At 42.2% G+C, this 16,686-nt stretch carries 14 protein-coding genes; 11 read left to right on the top strand and 3 right to left on the bottom strand.

Annotation, left to right across the window (positions count from 1 at the left end):
• Positions 1–141 precede the first annotated feature (141 nt).
• A complete protein-coding gene (locus RRG12_RS04850) occupies positions 142–342 on the top strand; it encodes a hypothetical protein (RefSeq protein WP_069070276.1) in 201 nt (66 codons plus the stop codon).
• Between the two features lie 163 nt (positions 343–505).
• Here RRG12_RS04850 and RRG12_RS04845 read toward each other — a convergent pair whose 3' ends face one another.
• Positions 506–1,552: a DUF1611 domain-containing protein gene (locus tag RRG12_RS04845; RefSeq protein ID WP_069070277.1), complete on the bottom strand. Its 1,047-nt coding sequence runs from the start codon at positions 1,550–1,552 to the stop codon at positions 506–508.
• Positions 1,536–2,588, bottom strand: a complete 1,053-nt coding sequence (locus tag RRG12_RS04840; RefSeq protein ID WP_420758540.1) for a dipeptide epimerase — start codon at positions 2,586–2,588, stop codon at positions 1,536–1,538. Before RRG12_RS04840 ends, RRG12_RS04845 begins: the two co-directional genes overlap by 17 nt.
• A gap of 129 nt (positions 2,589–2,717) precedes the next feature.
• On the opposite strand from RRG12_RS04840, the gene RRG12_RS04835 reads away from it, so the two are divergent.
• On the top strand, positions 2,718–3,269 hold the full coding sequence (locus RRG12_RS04835) for an NUDIX hydrolase (protein WP_420758539.1): 552 nt from the start codon (positions 2,718–2,720) through the stop codon (positions 3,267–3,269).
• Positions 3,270–3,344: 75 nt separating this feature from the next.
• Here RRG12_RS04835 and RRG12_RS04830 read toward each other — a convergent pair whose 3' ends face one another.
• On the bottom strand, positions 3,345–4,556 hold the full coding sequence (locus tag RRG12_RS04830; protein WP_420758538.1) for an FAD-dependent oxidoreductase: 1,212 nt from the start codon (positions 4,554–4,556) through the stop codon (positions 3,345–3,347).
• Positions 4,557–5,188: 632 nt separating this feature from the next.
• Between RRG12_RS04830 and RRG12_RS04825 the strand changes: the two genes are divergently transcribed.
• The 9 genes from RRG12_RS04825 (at position 5,189) to RRG12_RS04785 (ending at position 16,662) form a co-directional block, all read left to right on the top strand.
• Entirely contained in the window at positions 5,189–5,899 is a 711-nt protein-coding gene (locus RRG12_RS04825) for a pentapeptide repeat-containing protein (protein WP_420758537.1), read from the top strand.
• Between the two features lie 273 nt (positions 5,900–6,172).
• Entirely contained in the window at positions 6,173–7,648 is a 1,476-nt protein-coding gene (locus RRG12_RS04820; protein WP_069070279.1) for a pentapeptide repeat-containing protein, read from the top strand.
• A 293-nt stretch (positions 7,649–7,941) separates the two neighbouring features.
• Positions 7,942–8,181, top strand: a complete 240-nt coding sequence (locus RRG12_RS04815; RefSeq protein WP_420758536.1) for a hypothetical protein — start codon at positions 7,942–7,944, stop codon at positions 8,179–8,181.
• Positions 8,182–8,624: 443 nt separating this feature from the next.
• Complete coding sequence (locus tag RRG12_RS04810; protein ID WP_420758535.1) at positions 8,625–9,605, top strand: pentapeptide repeat-containing protein; 981 nt, start codon at positions 8,625–8,627, stop codon at positions 9,603–9,605.
• Positions 9,606–9,767: 162 nt separating this feature from the next.
• On the top strand, positions 9,768–10,007 hold the full coding sequence (locus RRG12_RS04805; protein WP_420758534.1) for a helix-turn-helix domain-containing protein: 240 nt from the start codon (positions 9,768–9,770) through the stop codon (positions 10,005–10,007).
• A gap of 4 nt (positions 10,008–10,011) precedes the next feature.
• Positions 10,012–12,375 carry a PAS domain S-box protein gene (locus RRG12_RS04800; protein WP_420758533.1) on the top strand — a complete coding sequence of 788 codons (2,364 nt, stop codon included), beginning with the start codon at positions 10,012–10,014 and terminating at the stop codon, positions 12,373–12,375.
• Positions 12,372–12,848, top strand: coding sequence for a response regulator (locus RRG12_RS04795; RefSeq protein WP_069068535.1), 477 nt, complete (start codon positions 12,372–12,374; stop codon positions 12,846–12,848). The genes RRG12_RS04800 and RRG12_RS04795 overlap by 4 nt, the downstream gene beginning before the upstream one ends.
• The gene (locus RRG12_RS04790) at positions 12,848–14,845 is read left to right on the top strand and encodes a response regulator (protein WP_420758532.1); all 1,998 of its coding nucleotides are present in this window, start codon (positions 12,848–12,850) and stop codon (positions 14,843–14,845) included. Before RRG12_RS04795 ends, RRG12_RS04790 begins: the two co-directional genes overlap by 1 nt.
• A gap of 575 nt (positions 14,846–15,420) precedes the next feature.
• Positions 15,421–16,662, top strand: coding sequence for a pentapeptide repeat-containing protein (locus RRG12_RS04785; RefSeq protein ID WP_420758531.1), 1,242 nt, complete (start codon positions 15,421–15,423; stop codon positions 16,660–16,662).
• Positions 16,663–16,686: the final 24 nt, after the last annotated feature.

Here is a 16,686-nt window from a genome sequence, read left to right as displayed (position 1 = left end):
GGACTAATGAGATGGCAACTGGCAAGGTAAAATTTATCTGGAGGGTTATGCCTGATAGTAAAGAGTTAAGAGTGAAGAGTTAGGGGTGAAAATCATAACTCACAACTCATACCTCATAACTTTTAGAGAGAGGAATTTACTGTGGAGCAAAAGATTGACTGCGCCCAAGCCTGTGTTAACGGGTGTGTTTTAGGGGATAAATGTCCCAATATCGAGTTTAGAGAAGCAGCCGCAAAATTTATTGAAGAAACTCCCTTAGAGAAAATGCTGGAGTTAGCACAAGAACGTCTGCGACAAAAAATGACGGAACCGCCAAAATGGGTTTTTCCTGAAGATCCATAATATTCCGGGCAACAGGCACAAGCAAGACAGCGTAGAAGTTAAATAGTATCTGGATACAGGATCTATCTTTTATTCTCGCAGTTTTGCCGCCAAGCGATCGCAATCTCCCTTCTTCTGTTGTGCCAGCTTCTCCTTCAGGAGTGGTTGAAGCATTCTAGAGAACTTAATTCTTCATCACCGCATCCAAAAGAATATTGGCATCAAAGCGGACTACATCGGTACAAGGTAGCCCCGTTTCTGCTATTGTTTGAGCGATCGCATCATGTGCCGCAGACTCATCTAAATGGGCTGTGTTCAAAGCTATACCGACTACAGGAACACTTCCAAAAGCACCACCGGCACTAGCAACAGTTTCATAAAGCCGAATCACCTCTGGTAAGGGTGGAATTATGACATGGGGATGATTACGTACATGAACTTGTCCCGCGCGATGTCCTAACACCAGTTGGGTTGGTTGAGAACCACGAATCAGGGGTAGGGTTGCCGTTGAACCAGGATGCAACAGTGAACCTTGTCCTTCAATGTGCAAAATGTCGTAGTTTTTGCCATAGCGCATAACTATCTGTTCCACAGCACCGGCGGCAAAATCTACGCGCACGGCATCTAAAGCTACGCCGTCTCCTTCTAACATCACCCCAGTTTGCCCTGTGGCGAGGAATTTAGAACGCCAGCCCCGCAGTTTTGATGCCCAATGTAACTCCAAGCTAGTTGACATTTTACCAATGGCCATATCGGTTCCCACTGTCAACACCCGCCGGCAAGGGAGAGTGCGTGCCATTCCACTCGCAACACTGATATTAGATGGCTCTTTTCGGACATCCCAAATTAGTTGCCCTGGTTTGAGCAGTGCATTTAATTCTGGGATACTTGCCATTGGTGTATGTAAACCATTCACCAGCGACATTCCCGCTTCTAAAGCGTCTTTAATTTCCAGCCAATAATCATCTGGTACAGCACCACCTCCTGGGGCAATGCCAATTACCAAGACTTCTGGTTTATACTCAAGGGCTGCGGCTACCGATGCCACAATCGGTACATCACGCTTGATGCCTGTTAATTCTGGTAGGGATTTGCCAGCACACTCGCGATCAATTACGGCTACGATTGGGGATTCACTGTAACGTAAAATCGCTAGCCCTGTTTTGCCGTGAGTCCCAACAGTTCCCTCATGAAGTAAAATAGCTACTCGTTGATTAAGTGGTAGACGCACTGTGTTGCACTCCCAAACCTGGTAAATCGTTTGGCAAAACTCTTCCTTCTTTTAGCAATGCACCCGTAAAAGGGTCATCAATTAAATTCAGGTGACTGTCTAAATCTAAATAATCAGCTAGTGGCGCTAGCTGTAATGCTGCTGTATTAGCTAGTGAACTGTCAGAATAGCAACCGAACATTACTTGCAACCGATATGCTCGTGCTGTATGTACCATTCGCATTGCCTCTGTTAGTCCCCCTGATTTCATCAGTTTGATATTAATACCATCTACGTAATTTGCCAAATCGGGAATATCAGCGCTGGTGAAACAACTTTCATCGACAAAAATGGGGAGGGAAGAATGTTCTTTGAGTTTTGCTAAACTTGGTTCCTGCCCCCGTGGCAATGGCTGTTCTACATACTTTATACCTAAATCTGCCAACCAGTTGCACATTGCGATCGCATCTTCTAAACTCCAACCCCCGTTGGCATCAACAAATAATTCTATTTCAGGCGCTTCTTCTCGCACCGCCAATAGCATTTTTTTATCTGCATCTATCCCATCTGGACTACCTAGCTTCACCTTGAAAAGACGGACATCGGTAAATTTTAGCCAGTCTCGCGCTCTTGCGATCGCACCTTCAGGCGAATTAATCCCAATTGTGACAGAAGTCGGGACTATTTGATTGCGATCGAGTCCCCAAATTTGCCACAAAGGCAATCTTACCCGCTTACCCAACCAGTCGTGCATTGCCATATCCAAGGCAGCTCTTGCAGCAGAAGGAACTTGGTTTTGTGTTAAAACTTGTTCAATTTGCTGCCGCTGTAAGGGGCTGAATGCTTGTAAAAGTGGCACAACTTGCTGTAGCGCCTCTTTGATTGCATCAGTTGATTGCCGATGATTACCTACACCAAATGGTGATGCTTCCCCCCAGCCTTCGATTCCATCTTGTGAAATTCTCACCCATACATTAGTTGTTTGTGCCGTTGTACCTCGACTAATGGTCAACGGAAATCTCTTATTTACTGTAAATAAATTTACATTTATTTGCATATTTATTATGCATATTATGATATTGCCAAAGTCAGTGTAAGTTCAAAATTTAGATTATCGGATGCATTTGTTATACTTTTTTACATTCATTAGAAAGTTTTATACATACATTCTATTTTTACTTAGTTTATGAACAAATTACAAAAATGGAAGATTTTAAAATCAAAAATGGTTTTAGATAATCCTTGGTGTCAGGTGAGACAAGATGAAATAGAATTACCGAGTGGTAAAATTATAGATGATTATTTTGTCAGTATTAAGCCTGACGTTGCGATGGTTTTACCTATCACTAGTAATAAAGAAATTATTTTTGTCCAGCAATATAGACACGCCGTAGGTGAATTTTTCTTGGAACTGCCGGCAGGGAATTTTGACCCGACAAAAGAGAGTGCAGAGGTAGCCGCAATTAGAGAACTAAGAGAAGAGACTGGTTATATTCCCCAAGAATTTAAAAAAATTGGAACTCTATACGATAAGCCGAGTAAAGATACGAATCAAATACATTTATTTGTAGCAGAAAATGTGAGTAAAGTTGGAGAGCCGCAACTAGATATTACAGAAGAAATTGAAGTTGTATTTATTCCTGTAGAATCAGTTTTAGATAAAGTTGTTGAGGGAGAAATTTCTGTCGCAGGAACCGTAGCGGCTCTTGTTTTAGGTTTACAGTTTATCAGTTATTAATAAATGTACACCGAGGGATTAAGGGATGGGGTGCAATGACTGTGGGAATCGCAACTAAATTATCCATACATAATATTATTCAAAGCGAAAGCGTTCCATAAAACGGCGGTCAATCCAATCTTTGTAACACCATAATAATTTGTGGGGTGGTAGAGTGATAATACCTCTGGTTGCGTAGGTGTTGCCCATCGCAGATATCGCTCGTTCGTCTCCAGTACCTATTAAACTCAAATATTCTTTTTGTGGTCTATAAGGTTTAAGCGACTTACCTAATAAAATTCGCTGCAAATTCTCAAACAAAGGCTTACCTTGCCTAACAGCAAATACCCCAGCTTTTGGACGCGGATGATTTACCATTGTGGCAATATCACCAGATGCAAATACCTGCGGGTGCGTTTGAGATTGTAATGTGTCTTCTACCAGAATAAAACCTTGCTCATCAGTTCCTAGTCCAGCGGTTTTTAACCATTCGGGTGCTGAGGCTTGTGTTACCCAAAAAATTTTATTAAATTCTACTTTTAAGCCAGATTCACATTTAATTTCAAATACTTCTTTAGTTTCCCTATGAGTTATGGGTGCAATTTTACACACAGTTTCCCCAAGATGTAGCTCAATACCCCGTTCAGTTAAAATTTGCTGAAGTTGATGGCGTACTGATTGATGGTAATTGGGCATCAGTTCTTGTCCACGCTGAAATAAATGAACTTTCAGGTTTTCAATTGGTTGTTGAGCTTTATCCAAAATCTGATGTAAGTGCGATCGCATCGCTAGCGCTAATTCTACACCGCCAGCGCCACCACCGACGATCGCAATACTAATTGGTTCTTGAAGATTTTTACCTACAGCTGCAATTAGTTCATACCAATGCTCTAATAGCTGCGATACTGGTTTAGCTGCGATCGCATATTCTGCTGCATCTGATACAGATATTGTGGCCGGAGTGCTGCCAATATCAACAGACAGCACATCAAAATCTACCGCAAGTCCGTTCGCACAAAGAACTTTGTTGTTTTCCAAGTCTAGGGCAACTACCGTGTCAATATACAACTGTGCCTGAGCAAAGTTCGCCAAGGGTCGCAAGTCAATATGGCATTCGTCATGGGTGTAAAATCCGGCAATGTGTCCTGGTAACATTCCAGAATAGGCTGTCTCTGATGCTGCGGTAATCAACGTTAAGCGAACTCCGGGTAACGGTTTCATTCCGAACATTTTCATGACAATAGCATGGCTATGACCCCCACCAATTAACACCAGGTCTTTAACTATTGGCTGTATTTTTTGCTGCATTTCGATACTCAGATTTAGTTAATCAAGAATTATGAATAAATTGAAGAAGAATTCACGAATCAAAATCAATGAGTTGAGGATTTAGACTCGCCACTCATTCAAGACTACTCAATTTGAGATTGAGTGGGGGACTTAAACCCGTTTATTTAGATGCGACTCGAAAATACTCGCTAATGCTGCGCTATCCGCCAGTCATACAGAATTTATAATTTAATTCTAGCTCCTGACTCCTGAATTCTTTCTTGTTAAAATCATCATGACGAGGGTTAATTGTCAACGAAGAATAAAGACTAGTGAGTACAATTGATAACTGAGGACAGTTAGCAGCATGTATGTTCATGTCTATTTACTCAACAGTTATATAGCGGTTCTCAATTGCATGGAATACAAACCTAACCCTCATGACCTTCACTGCTAGCATTGGGGAGTAAAACTCAAAGTATTTCTCTTAAAAGGAGAGAGGTTAGACTGTAATGTATCCACACTAAAATCGCTATATTCTCTATTTTGCTCGTTGCATTATCATATTCAAATATTGACCATGTATGAAACAATAGCATGGGCTAATAAATTGTTAAAAATACTGTAACCACTTGAAGATTTTTTCAGTAATTATTAATGCTTTTCATGCCATGAAAGATATTTTATCAAAAAATAACATCCATCTATCAAAAATATTCCTGTGGATACCTGCTTTCCAGGAAAAAGTCAAAAAAACTCAGCATAAGTCACCAAAACAACGCTTAAGAATAGCAAGTGAACAGCTAGGAAATAGCACAATAGAAACCAGCCTAGCTATAATTAACGATTTAGAGTATATTGCCCATAATCATCCACATTACCACTGGATAATCATCGACATTCTTACTACTTTTGTACGAAAGAATGCTCCTTATATGCCCCAAAAGGAAGTAACAAGCAATCTATCAACAAAAGTTCGTGTAGATATTCAAGCAGCCCTGACTGTTATCGCCAGAAGAGATGCAAATCAAGACCCAGAAAATGAGCAACTTGATTTGAGCTTCACGGACATGAGAGGAGCAAACTTAAATGGGGCGAATTTAGAACAAACAAATCTCTATCAAGCTAATCTTGCTGGTGCCAATCTTATAAAAGCTAATCTAGCAGGAGCAATACTTAGTGCAGCTAACCTAGAAGGAGCTAACTTATATCTAGCCAATTTAGAAGGAGCAATCCTCAGTGTAGCCAACCTAAAAAGAGCTAACCTTTCTGGAGCTAACCTGCATTGTGCAAGTTTATATCTAGCTAGATTGCATGGGGCAATTCTCAATGATGCCATACTCGATGGGGCAAACCTTAGAGAAACCCAATTCTCTCAGTAAAATACTAATATCATGCCCGCTTGATTAATTTTCCCTACTTCCTACTCCTTACTCTCCATTTCCTATGTGCAGCGTAATTCATAATTCTTGTACCGCAAGCGTTTCATTGATTTGGAATGGGTGGTTTGTTTCTGCCGTAATATAGAAGTATATTCAATATTATTCCTTAGTTCAATGAGTATCTTGACACCTATTATAATTTTCTGCTAAATGCTATACTATTTTTCCGCAACATCTAAGTAATAATTCTAGGTTGTAAGGAAAATCTTTACCATGTCTTCTAAAAAGACAGATGCTCTGTTGAATTGGCTAATAACTATAACAGTTATATTTGGCTTCTCATTAACTGTAATTTTCTTCGTATTGTCAAGTATTAAAGAATTGTCAATCCAGGAAAAAATTCAGTATAGAAACCAAGCATTAACAACTACTGCAATAGTTTTTCTCGCATCGGCAGCAATGTTTAATACTTATTATGCAGCAAGGCGTGCCCAAGCGATGCAGAAAAATGCGATCGCAGCTGAGAAAAACCTGGATATTGGCATTCAAAATGCAAAAATCAATCAAGATAGATTGATTGCAGAACGCTTTATGGGGGCAATTTCGCAGCTTGGTCATGAAAAGGTCGAAACCCGGACAGGCGCAATTTATGCACTAGAAAGAGTTGCTCAGGATTTTCCCAAAGAACACTGGACAATCATGGAAATCCTCACTGCCTTTGTGCGAGAAAATGCACCTATCAAGCACCTAAAAGGGGAGCAACAAAAACCGGAATATCAAGGGGCAGTGTACTCAAGTCGGCGTAGAGGCGGGTCGCGTCCGACACAGCCGTTAGAGCAAAATCTCCATGAAGAATTGCCAAAAATCCGCACCGATATTCAAGCAGCCCTGACTGTTATCGGCAGGCGTAATTTACTCGAAGACCCAAAAGATCAGAAACTTGATTTACGTAGCACCGATATTAGACTAGCAGACCTGCTAAAAGCTAACCTGCAACAAGCTGACCTCCGTGGGGCTGACTTGAGTGGTGCTGACCTCCGTGGGGCTGACTTGAGCGGATCTGACCTGAGTGGCGCTAAACTCATTAGGTCTATTCTCTATGAAACCAAATTACTAAAATCTAGCTTATGTGGAGCCAACCTTTGTTGGGCTAACCTCAATCGTACCAACCTCTCTGGAGCAAACCTGCGTTCAGCTAACCTCTCTGGAGCAAGTCTGCGTGCAGCAAATTTACAGGGAGCGAACCTTTATAAAGCTAACTTGCAACAAGCAACCTTAAAAGTCGCTAATCTCTCTGGAGCAAAGCTGTTTCTAGCTAATTTGCAAGGAGCAAAATTGGGGAAAGCTAACCTGCAAATGACGGGTTTAATTGGAGCCAACCTTTCAGGGGCTAACTTGAATGGAGCCAACCTTTCAGGGGCTAACTTGAATGCAGCCAAACTCCACCAAACAGAAGTTTATTTTGCCAACCTCTCAGAAGCTAGCTTAACGGAAGCTGACCTACATCAAGCCAACCTCATCGGAGCAAACTTATATAGGGCAACCTTTTATCAAGCTAACTTGACTCAAGCAAACCTGATGGGAGCTAACTTTTCAGAAGCTAACCTCAGTGATGTCAAACTGGAAGGGACAATTTTGACAGGGGCTAAAAACTTAGAGTTACAGCAGATTAGAAAAGCACTTGGCGATCGCACCACTCGTCTACCTGATTATATCGAAGCACCGACACATTGGCGGCAGTCTGGTTAAGTTATCACAGCATCATTCGTTATTTGGGCGCATTCTACCAGTTTCATTTAGTGCTATAGTTTTTACTAAAATTCTCCGTAAATATTTGGGAGATGAGGAAAAAACATAATCTATGTCTGATAACAAGACAGAGACACCAAGAAATTTGTTTATAGTTCTAATTTTATTTATTCGATTATTCATTTAGCGAAAAACAAGAAATAAATGAGGTACCGCCGCCCTCTATAACTTGTAGGAGAATATAGAAGAGAAGAATCTTGCCTACAGTATTAATAAATGCTCAGGGAAAAACCATGCAATCAGCTTTACGTATCACAACCAAAGTTTTACCAGGAAACAAAATAGAAATTGAAATTCTAGAAGCTGAAATAGGCGATAGCGTTGATGTATTTGTGATTTTACCAGAAAAAGCTGAACCAAAACATCGTTCTGTACTCGACATTATAGAAGAAAGCCGTAGGAGACACCCTTCTCGAACTGCTGAGGTTATAGACAGACAACTACAAGAAGAACGCTTATTATGGGACGGCTAATGCTTCCAACAAGTGGCTCTATTTAGAGGTTGTTTGAAAAGTTCTCTTGTCGGTATCAAAAGTTTTAGATCCCCCTAAATCCACGCCAGTTGCTCATGGGGGAAACCCCCAAGACCGCACTGGCTCCCCTTAAAAAGGGGGACTTTGACTCCGGTTCCCCCTTTTTTAAGGGGGGTTAGGGGGGATCAAAAGTGCCTAAAGTTATAGAGAAATACTTTTCAAACAACCTCTTATATGCTTTCGTAATTTTCCTGGTTTATCTATTGTTATCCTCAGTGAAGTTTTAGCATCTTGAACAATGTCTACCCACTATAGAATTCACAACTGCAATCAAAATCAAAAATTCACGAGACTGAGGCAAAAACCCTTTACAATTCTCTTCCCTTCGCGCTCTTTGCGTCCTTTGCGGTTCGTTAAAAAAATAAATCGTTTAGGATTGCTATATGTCTGATAACAAGACAGACCCTCTGAGAAATTGGTTAATAGTTCTACCATTTATATTTATTGTTTGCTTATTTATTGTTTTTTTAGCCTTTGTGAATGTTGAAGGTTTATCAATAGAGCAAAGGTTAGATTATGGAATTAAAGCTTTAACAACTACTGGGACAATTTTTGTTGGAATTGCTGTATTCATCAATGCGTTCTATGCAGCTAAACGTGCGGAAGCTTTGGATAAAAGTGCTGAAGCTGCAAATAAGAGCGCCGAGGCTGCAAATAAAACTGCTGAAGCTGCTTTAAAGAATGCAGAAGCAGCACAAGACAAACAAATTACAGAACGCTTTGCGAAAGCGGTTGAACAGCTTGGGAATGAAAAGATTGAAACGCGATTGGGGGCGATTTATACTCTAGAACGAATCGCCAAGGATTCCCCAAAAGACCACTGGACAATTATGGAAGTCCTTACGGCTTTTGTGCGAGAGAATGCACCTTTGAAAGATTTTTCCGAGAAAAATACAGATTTATTAATAATAGTCAATACTTTGAATTATCAAAAATCAAAGGAGATAGAGGAAAAACTAAAACTTCAGACAGATATTCAAGCAGCCCTTACCGTAATTGGACGGCGCAAGTCTGAAAATGAACTAGAAAATCAGAGCTTGGATTTAAATAATGTAGATATCAGGGGGGCAATCCTCTACAAAGCCAATCTGCAAGGGGCAAACCTCAAGGGAGCCAATCTGCAAGGGGCCCCCAGCCACAAACTGCAAGGGGCAAACCTCATCGAAGCCAATCTGCAAGGGGCATCATACCTCAACAAAGCCAATCTGCAAGGGGCAAACCTCTACAAAGCCAATCTGCAAGGGGCAAACCTCATCGGAGCCGAAAATCTAGAACAAGAGCAGATTGAATTGGCAAAAGGCGATCGCACAACAATCTTACCGGAAAATCTTCAACCACCCAAACATTGGAAAGCTCAACTTTGACCTTCTGAACCTCAAACGTGAGTCTTTATAAAAGATAAAGTTGCTTAGAGTGACAGCAAAACCCAACTTACTGGTATAACCTTAGAAATATTCCCTAAGCAGGAGACAAATAATAAGACAGGTGTCCTATCCTCAATGATCCTGTAAAAATAAAAAAGGGAGATGTCTCTAACAAAGCGGTTGGAAATTTTAGATTTAATTCGGGAGCTTCGGCAGCAACTTAACCTCTCTCAGAAACAGTTTGCTGCTAAAGTAGGAGTTTCCTTCAAAACAGTCAACCGTTGGGAGAATGGGTATACAGTCCCTTCACGTATAGCGCTAAAACTAATAGAAGAAATGTTACGGAAAATGGGTGAACCCGGCAAAAGTTTGCTAAGTCAATATTTCCCAGAAGCAGAGTAGGGTTATGAGTCGTAGGGCAAAGGTATCTAAACCCCAAAACCTCTTTGCTGGCGGTAGAGACAAGGGCACATTCATTCGGGAGCAACTGTTGCACTATGGTGTTGCTTTCCTATGCGTTGCCTTAGCACTGTGGGCAACTCTGTTACTCAATCCATATCTCACTCCAACACCTGCGGCACTATTTTTTGCTGCGGTGATGGTGAGTGCCTGGTACGGTGGCTTAGGGCCAGGGTTACTTGCAACCGTTTTGTCTACTTTGGCAATCAATTACTTCTTTTTTAAGCCACTTTATCCGCAGAAAATTACCAATCTGAATATTGTAATCCCGCTAGTTGTGTTCATGCTAACAGCAGGGTTAATCAGTTGGCTCAACGAATCACGCCGCATAGCCCAACGGCAAGCTGAAGCAAATCTGAAGTTACTACACGAAAGCCAGGTACAGTTTGGTCGCTTAACAGAGTCCAATGAGGAAGCACTGCGGCAACGAGAAACAGAACTTCGCCTAATTACAGATACGCTACCAGTTCTGATTTCCTTTGTAGATTCACAACAACGCTACCGCTTCAACAACCGAGCTTATGAAGAGTGGTTTGGGCATCCGGCGACAGAAGTTTATGGGAAGACACTTTGGGAAGTTTTGGGTGAATCCGCTTATAAAGTGCTTCGTCCTTATGTGGAAAAAGTACTAGCAGGAGAGCAGGTCACTTTTGAAAGTCAAATTCCTTATAAAGATGGTGGTACACGTTACATTAATGCTATTTACGTTCCCCAGTTTAATCAACAGGGAACTGTTGAAGGGTATGCAGCGTTGATTACTGACATCAGCGATCGCAAACGGGCAGAAGCCGCGTTGCGCGAAAGTGAAGCCCGTTTTCGCCAAATGGCAGATACCGCCCCCGTACTCGTATGGATGTCCGGCACTGACACATTCTGTAACTACTTTAATAAACCCTGGCTAGATTTTACCGGGCGAACTCTAGAGCAAGAAATGGGCAATGGATGGAGTGAAGGTGTTCATCCCGATGATTTTCGGCGTTGCTTAGACACATACACCAATGCTTTTCATGCCCGACAAAAATTTACAATGGAATATCGCCTTAGACGTTTTGATGGCGAATACCGTTGGGTTTTTGATACTGGTGTACCTCGATTCGCACCAACAGGGGAGTTTCTCGGCTATATCGGCTCTTGTGTTGATATCCACGATCGCAACTTGGCAGAAAAAGCGCTACGTGACAGTGAGGAGCGATATCGAATTTTAACGGAAGTGTCGCCACAGGCTATTTGGATGGGCAATAGCGATGGTGGTATTACCTATTGCAATCAATACTGGTTAGATTTTACTGGATTGACAATGCAGCAGACCACTGGTTATGGCTGGATTTATGTCATTCACCCCGATGACCGCGATCGCGTCTTTAAAACTTCGATGGAGGCTGTTGCTAACGCGACCAACTATGAAATAGAAATTCGCTTTCGTCGAGTTTCTGATGGTAGCTATCGTTGGCATATTGTCCGGGGTTTGCCATTTCGAGATGTAACCGGACAAATTATCAAGTGGGTGGGCATTGCCAGCGATATTCACGATCGCAAGGTTGCCGAAGCTGCCCTGCAACAACTCAATGACATGCTGGAGCAACGGATTCAAGAGCGCACTGTCCAACTCGAAGCTGCCAACAAGGAACTTGAATCTTTCTCCTATTCAGTCTCTCACGACTTGCGGGCACCGCTGCGCCACATTGGCGGATTTATCGAATTGCTTCAGAAACGGCATACTTCAACAAGCTTAGATCAAACGAGTCAGCGCTATTTGAAAATAATTTCAGAAACGGCAAAACAGGCAGGAATACTGATCGATGAGTTGCTGACATTTTCTCGGATGGGGCGCACCGAAATGCGCTATATCAACCTGAATATGGAGGAATTGGTACAAGAAGTAATACGCGATTTGATCGCAGAAACCCCAGGACGGATCATCCGTTGGCACATCGAGTCATTGTCAGAAGTGCAGGGCGACCCCTCTATGCTACGGCTCGTACTTCGCAACTTGATGGGCAATGCCGTAAAATATACCCAGACTCGAAACCCAGCAGAAATCACTGTTGGAAGTATTGACAATGAAAACGAAGTTGTCTTTTTTGTACAAGATAACGGCGTTGGCTTTAATATGCAATATGTTCACAAGCTATTCGGAGTATTTCAACGCCTGCATAGCGACCCACAATTTGAAGGAACAGGTGTTGGTTTGGCAAACGTGCAACGCATTATTCATCGGCATAATGGTCGAGTTTGGGCAGAAGCTGTAGTTGATAGTGGAGCCACCTTTTATTTCTCGCTGCCTAAGTTGTCAAAGAAGGAGAGTGAATGAAAGAACTCAAGCGAATTTTGCTGATTGAAGACAGTGCTAACGATGCAGAATTAATACTAGCGGCCTTGTCAGAAAACCATCTCGCCAACGAAGTAGTGGTGGTACGTGATGGAGAGGAAGCACTGGATTATCTTTATCGCCGGGGGTTGTTTCGGTTGCGAATGGAAGGGTATCCTGTTGTTGTGCTACTCGATTTGAAATTACCTAAAATCGATGGATTAGAAGTATTGGCACAACTCAAATCTGACCCAGTAATGCGAGTTATTCCAGTTGTGGTGCTGACCTCTTCTCGTGAGGAGCCAGACCTAGTTCGATGCTACGAATTAGGGGTCAATGCTTATGTTGTGAAGCCAGTGGATTACCACGATTTTGTCGATTCTATTAAAGGTGTGGGATTGTTTTGGGCAGTGATTAATCAGCCTCCCGTTGGTGCTTTACCTCCAGCGCCTCATTCTCAACAGGAGAGAAACTGATGAATGTCCTGCGTTTCCTCCTTTTGGAAGACAGCCTGTTAGATGCAGAGCTTGCCCAAGCGGTATTAATTGAAGGAGGAATTAATTGCGAACTGATCCGAGTCGAAACCGGTGCTGACTTCGTAGCGGCTGTGGAAACAGAGGCTTTCGATTTAATTCTTGCTGATTATGCCCTGCCATCTTTTGATGGAATTTCTGCCTTGGAAATTGCCCGAAATCGCTGTTCAGAGGTTCCTTTTATCTTTGTTTCTGCCGTGCTGGGTGAAGAATTAGCGATCGAAGCTTTGAAAAACGGTGCAACTGATTATGTGTTGAAGCAACGATTAGGGCGGTTAGTTCCCTCGGTGCAACGGGCATTGCGGGAAGCTAAAGAGCGGCTTGAACGCAAGCAAATAGAGGAGTCTTTACAGAAGAGTGAAGCCAGGTATCGCCGAATTGTTGATACCTCTTATGAGGGAATCTGGATGATTGATTCTCAAACCCAAACAGAGTATGTGAATCAGCGGTTGTCTCAGATGTTGGGTTATGCGGCAGAAGAAATGCTTGGTCGTTCCATATTTGATTTTATGGATCAGGCTGATGATATGGCAGTCGAAGAGAAATTGGAGTGGCTCAAGGGAGAGGGGAGGGATCTTAAAGAAGGTCGATTGCGCTGCAAGGATGGTTCATACATCTGGACACTGATTTCTGCGAGAGCGATTTTGAATGAACAAAGTGAATTCTTAGGTGCGATCGCTATGCTAACTGATATCACCGATCGCAAACGCACCGAATCAGAACGCGATCGCCTTTTGCAACTTGAGCAAATAGCCAGGGCGGAAGCAGAGGCTGCTAACCGCATAAAAGATGAGTTTCTGGCGGTGCTTTCCCATGAGTTGCGATCGCCCCTGAATCCGATTCTCGGTTGGGCGAAACTGTTGCAAATGCGAAAATTTGATGAGATATTGCTCCAGAAAGGACTGGAAACTATTGAGCGCAATGCCAAATTACAAGCTCAACTAATTGAAGACTTGCTGGATGTTTCTCGCATCCTCCAAGGCAAACTCAACCTCAATATGATCCCAGTCGATCTGGTATCTACCATTGAAGCCGCAATGGAAACGGTGCATTTAGCAGCAGAGGCTAAAACTATTCAAATTGAGACGATGTTTGATCCAACTGTGGGGAGAGTTTTGGGTGACTCAGCCCGCTTACAGCAAGTTTTCTGGAACCTTTTATCAAATGCCGTTAAGTTTACTGGGACTGGGGGAAAAGTAAATGTGCGATTGGAGTGCATCGACGCTCAAGCGCAGATTACTGTGAGTGATACAGGGAAGGGGATTCACCCTGACTTTCTACCTCATGTGTTTGACTATTTCTGTCAGGGTGATAGTACAACAACTAGAAAGTTTGGTGGGTTAGGGTTAGGTTTAGCGATCGCTCGTCACTTGATTGAGATGCATGGTGGAACGGTTTGGGTTGAAAGTCTTGGCGAGGATCAGGGAGCAAGCTTCACAGTTAGATTCCCACTGCTCAAGGACAGTGCAACAGTTAAGGATGACACGAATACTGATTCCTCAACTGCCGTTTTTAACTTTTCTCCTCTCATGGGAATACAAGTCCTGATTGTGGATGACAATGCAGACACCCGCGACTTTTTCAGCTTTGTCCTGGAACAGTTTGGCGCGATCGTCACCGCAGTAGCATCGGGATATGAAGCATTACAAGCGCTAACACAATCCAAGCCAGATATCTTACTCAGCGATATTGGGATGCCAGAGATGAACGGCTATATGTTGATGGAACAGGTGCGGACTCAAGAAGCAGCAGTAAAGGGAAAACAGATTCCGGCGATCGCTCTGACTGCTTACGCAGGTGAAATCAATCAGCAGAAAGCACTAAAAGCCGGGTTTCAACAGCACATTGTTAAACCTGTAGCCCCAGAGGAATTGCTTGTAGCGATTTCCAATTTAGTCAAATGTGCTGAGAAAAGTGAATTAAGTAATCTGCAATTTTAATCCAATACAGTTCAGATAAGACCAAAACACTTGTAGAGACGGCGATTTATCGCGTCTTGTAGCGATTTATTGCGTCTCGAAAACCCACAATTTTGTATAATTAGCCCTTAACCCAAGCGGATTGAATTTCAATCATTATAGTTTGGCAGTATCGTTCTACTGCAACAGGAAATTATCTGTAATTACACCTGATAACATCCTCAATTCTGAATTTGAGCATTCTTATTTAGCAGAATTCAGGAGTAAGGAGCCAGAATTCAGAATTGAATTCTGAACGAAAGAGCGGATGAATAACCGACGTTTTTGCACCCCCACCAAATCGTAGATATGGTGGTCTTCAATCCTGCGCCGATTTGAATCCCCGACTGATAGCGCAGCGTTAGCGACGCAGGAGCGTCTTGATTCTGACTCCTGAATTCTGACTTCTGAATTCTTCTTCAATTAGCAGGCATTTCATCAATGATTATCACGCAGTGCCTTTAAGAATCGGTTAAGCATATCCGTGTTTGTACTCTATCATAACTCTACAGTTGCTCTTAGAATCAACCTAAATTTATTTCCGTAAGGAGTCAAATATGAAGACTTATGACATGTCTTTAATAAAAACAAATGGACTCACGACTTTGCTGGCATTTATCTCAATTATATTTATTTTATCATTAACTTTAATTTTTTCATTCTTTGAATATATTCAAGGGTTTTCAACTCAAGAAAAAATCGAATACATCACCCAAGCATTGACAACTCTGGCCATAATCATTGGAGGATTGGCATTAATAATTAATGCTTACTATACTTCCAGACTCTCTCTAGATGAAAATCAGAGTCTATTAACCCAACTCCTGGCTGGGACACTAGCTTGGGATAACAATATCGGCACTAGTATCAATTACACACAACCAACTCACCAAGAAATTGTTCCTGAACGCTTTTCTAAAGCAATTGAACAACTGGGAAATGAAAAGATTGAAACACGATTTGCTGCCATTTATGCTTTAGAAAGAATTGCCAAAGATTCTCCAAAAGATCATTGGACAATTATGGAAATTCTCGCTGCTTTTATCCGCGAGAATGCCCCGGTGAAACATGAATATGATGACGAATTACGGGAATCATCAAAACTACCTACAGATATTCAAACAGCCTTAACTGTTATTGGACGACGCGATTCACATAAAGATCCGGTAAATCAAAAACTGGATTTACGCAATACAGACCTCGGTAATGCAGACTTAACAGAAGCTAACCTCTCTAGAGCAATTCTCGTAGGAGCTAATTTGCAATGGGTTAATTTTACACGAGCAAATCTCTCTGATGCAGACTTATCAGTAACTTATCTTTGTGGGTCAATCCTCTATGAAGCCAACCTGCAAAAAGCAATCCTCCCAGAAGCCAATCTCCAAGGCGTAGTTCTCAGAAAAGCAAACCTCTCTGAGGCAATTCTTTATGATGCCAACTTGGAAGGGGCAATCCTTTGTGATGCTAATCTCACAAGGGCAGTTCTTTGTGATGCCAACTTGGAAGGAGCAATCCTTTGTGATGCCAATTTGGAAGAAGTCAACTTTGAGGGTAGCAATCTCCAAGATGCCAACCTGATTGGCAGTAATTTGCAAAAGGCAAAACTTGCTGGAGCTAATCTAGAAAGTGCATTACTTAGTACAGCTAACCTACAAGAAACTGATTTCCAAGAAGCAAACCTCTGTGGAGCCAACTTGAGCGGCTCAGAAAACCTAGAATCAAAGCAGATTGAACAGGCAATTGGCGATCGCACAACAATCCTACCAGAAAATCTGAAAATACCTCAACACTGGCGTTAGGGACTTCTAACTATAGCAGGAGGC

The sequence above is a fragment of the Nostoc sp. CALU 546 genome (assembly GCF_048836525.1).
The sequence above is the reverse complement of the archived record's forward strand: the minus strand, read 5'-3'. Positions and strand labels throughout refer to the sequence as shown.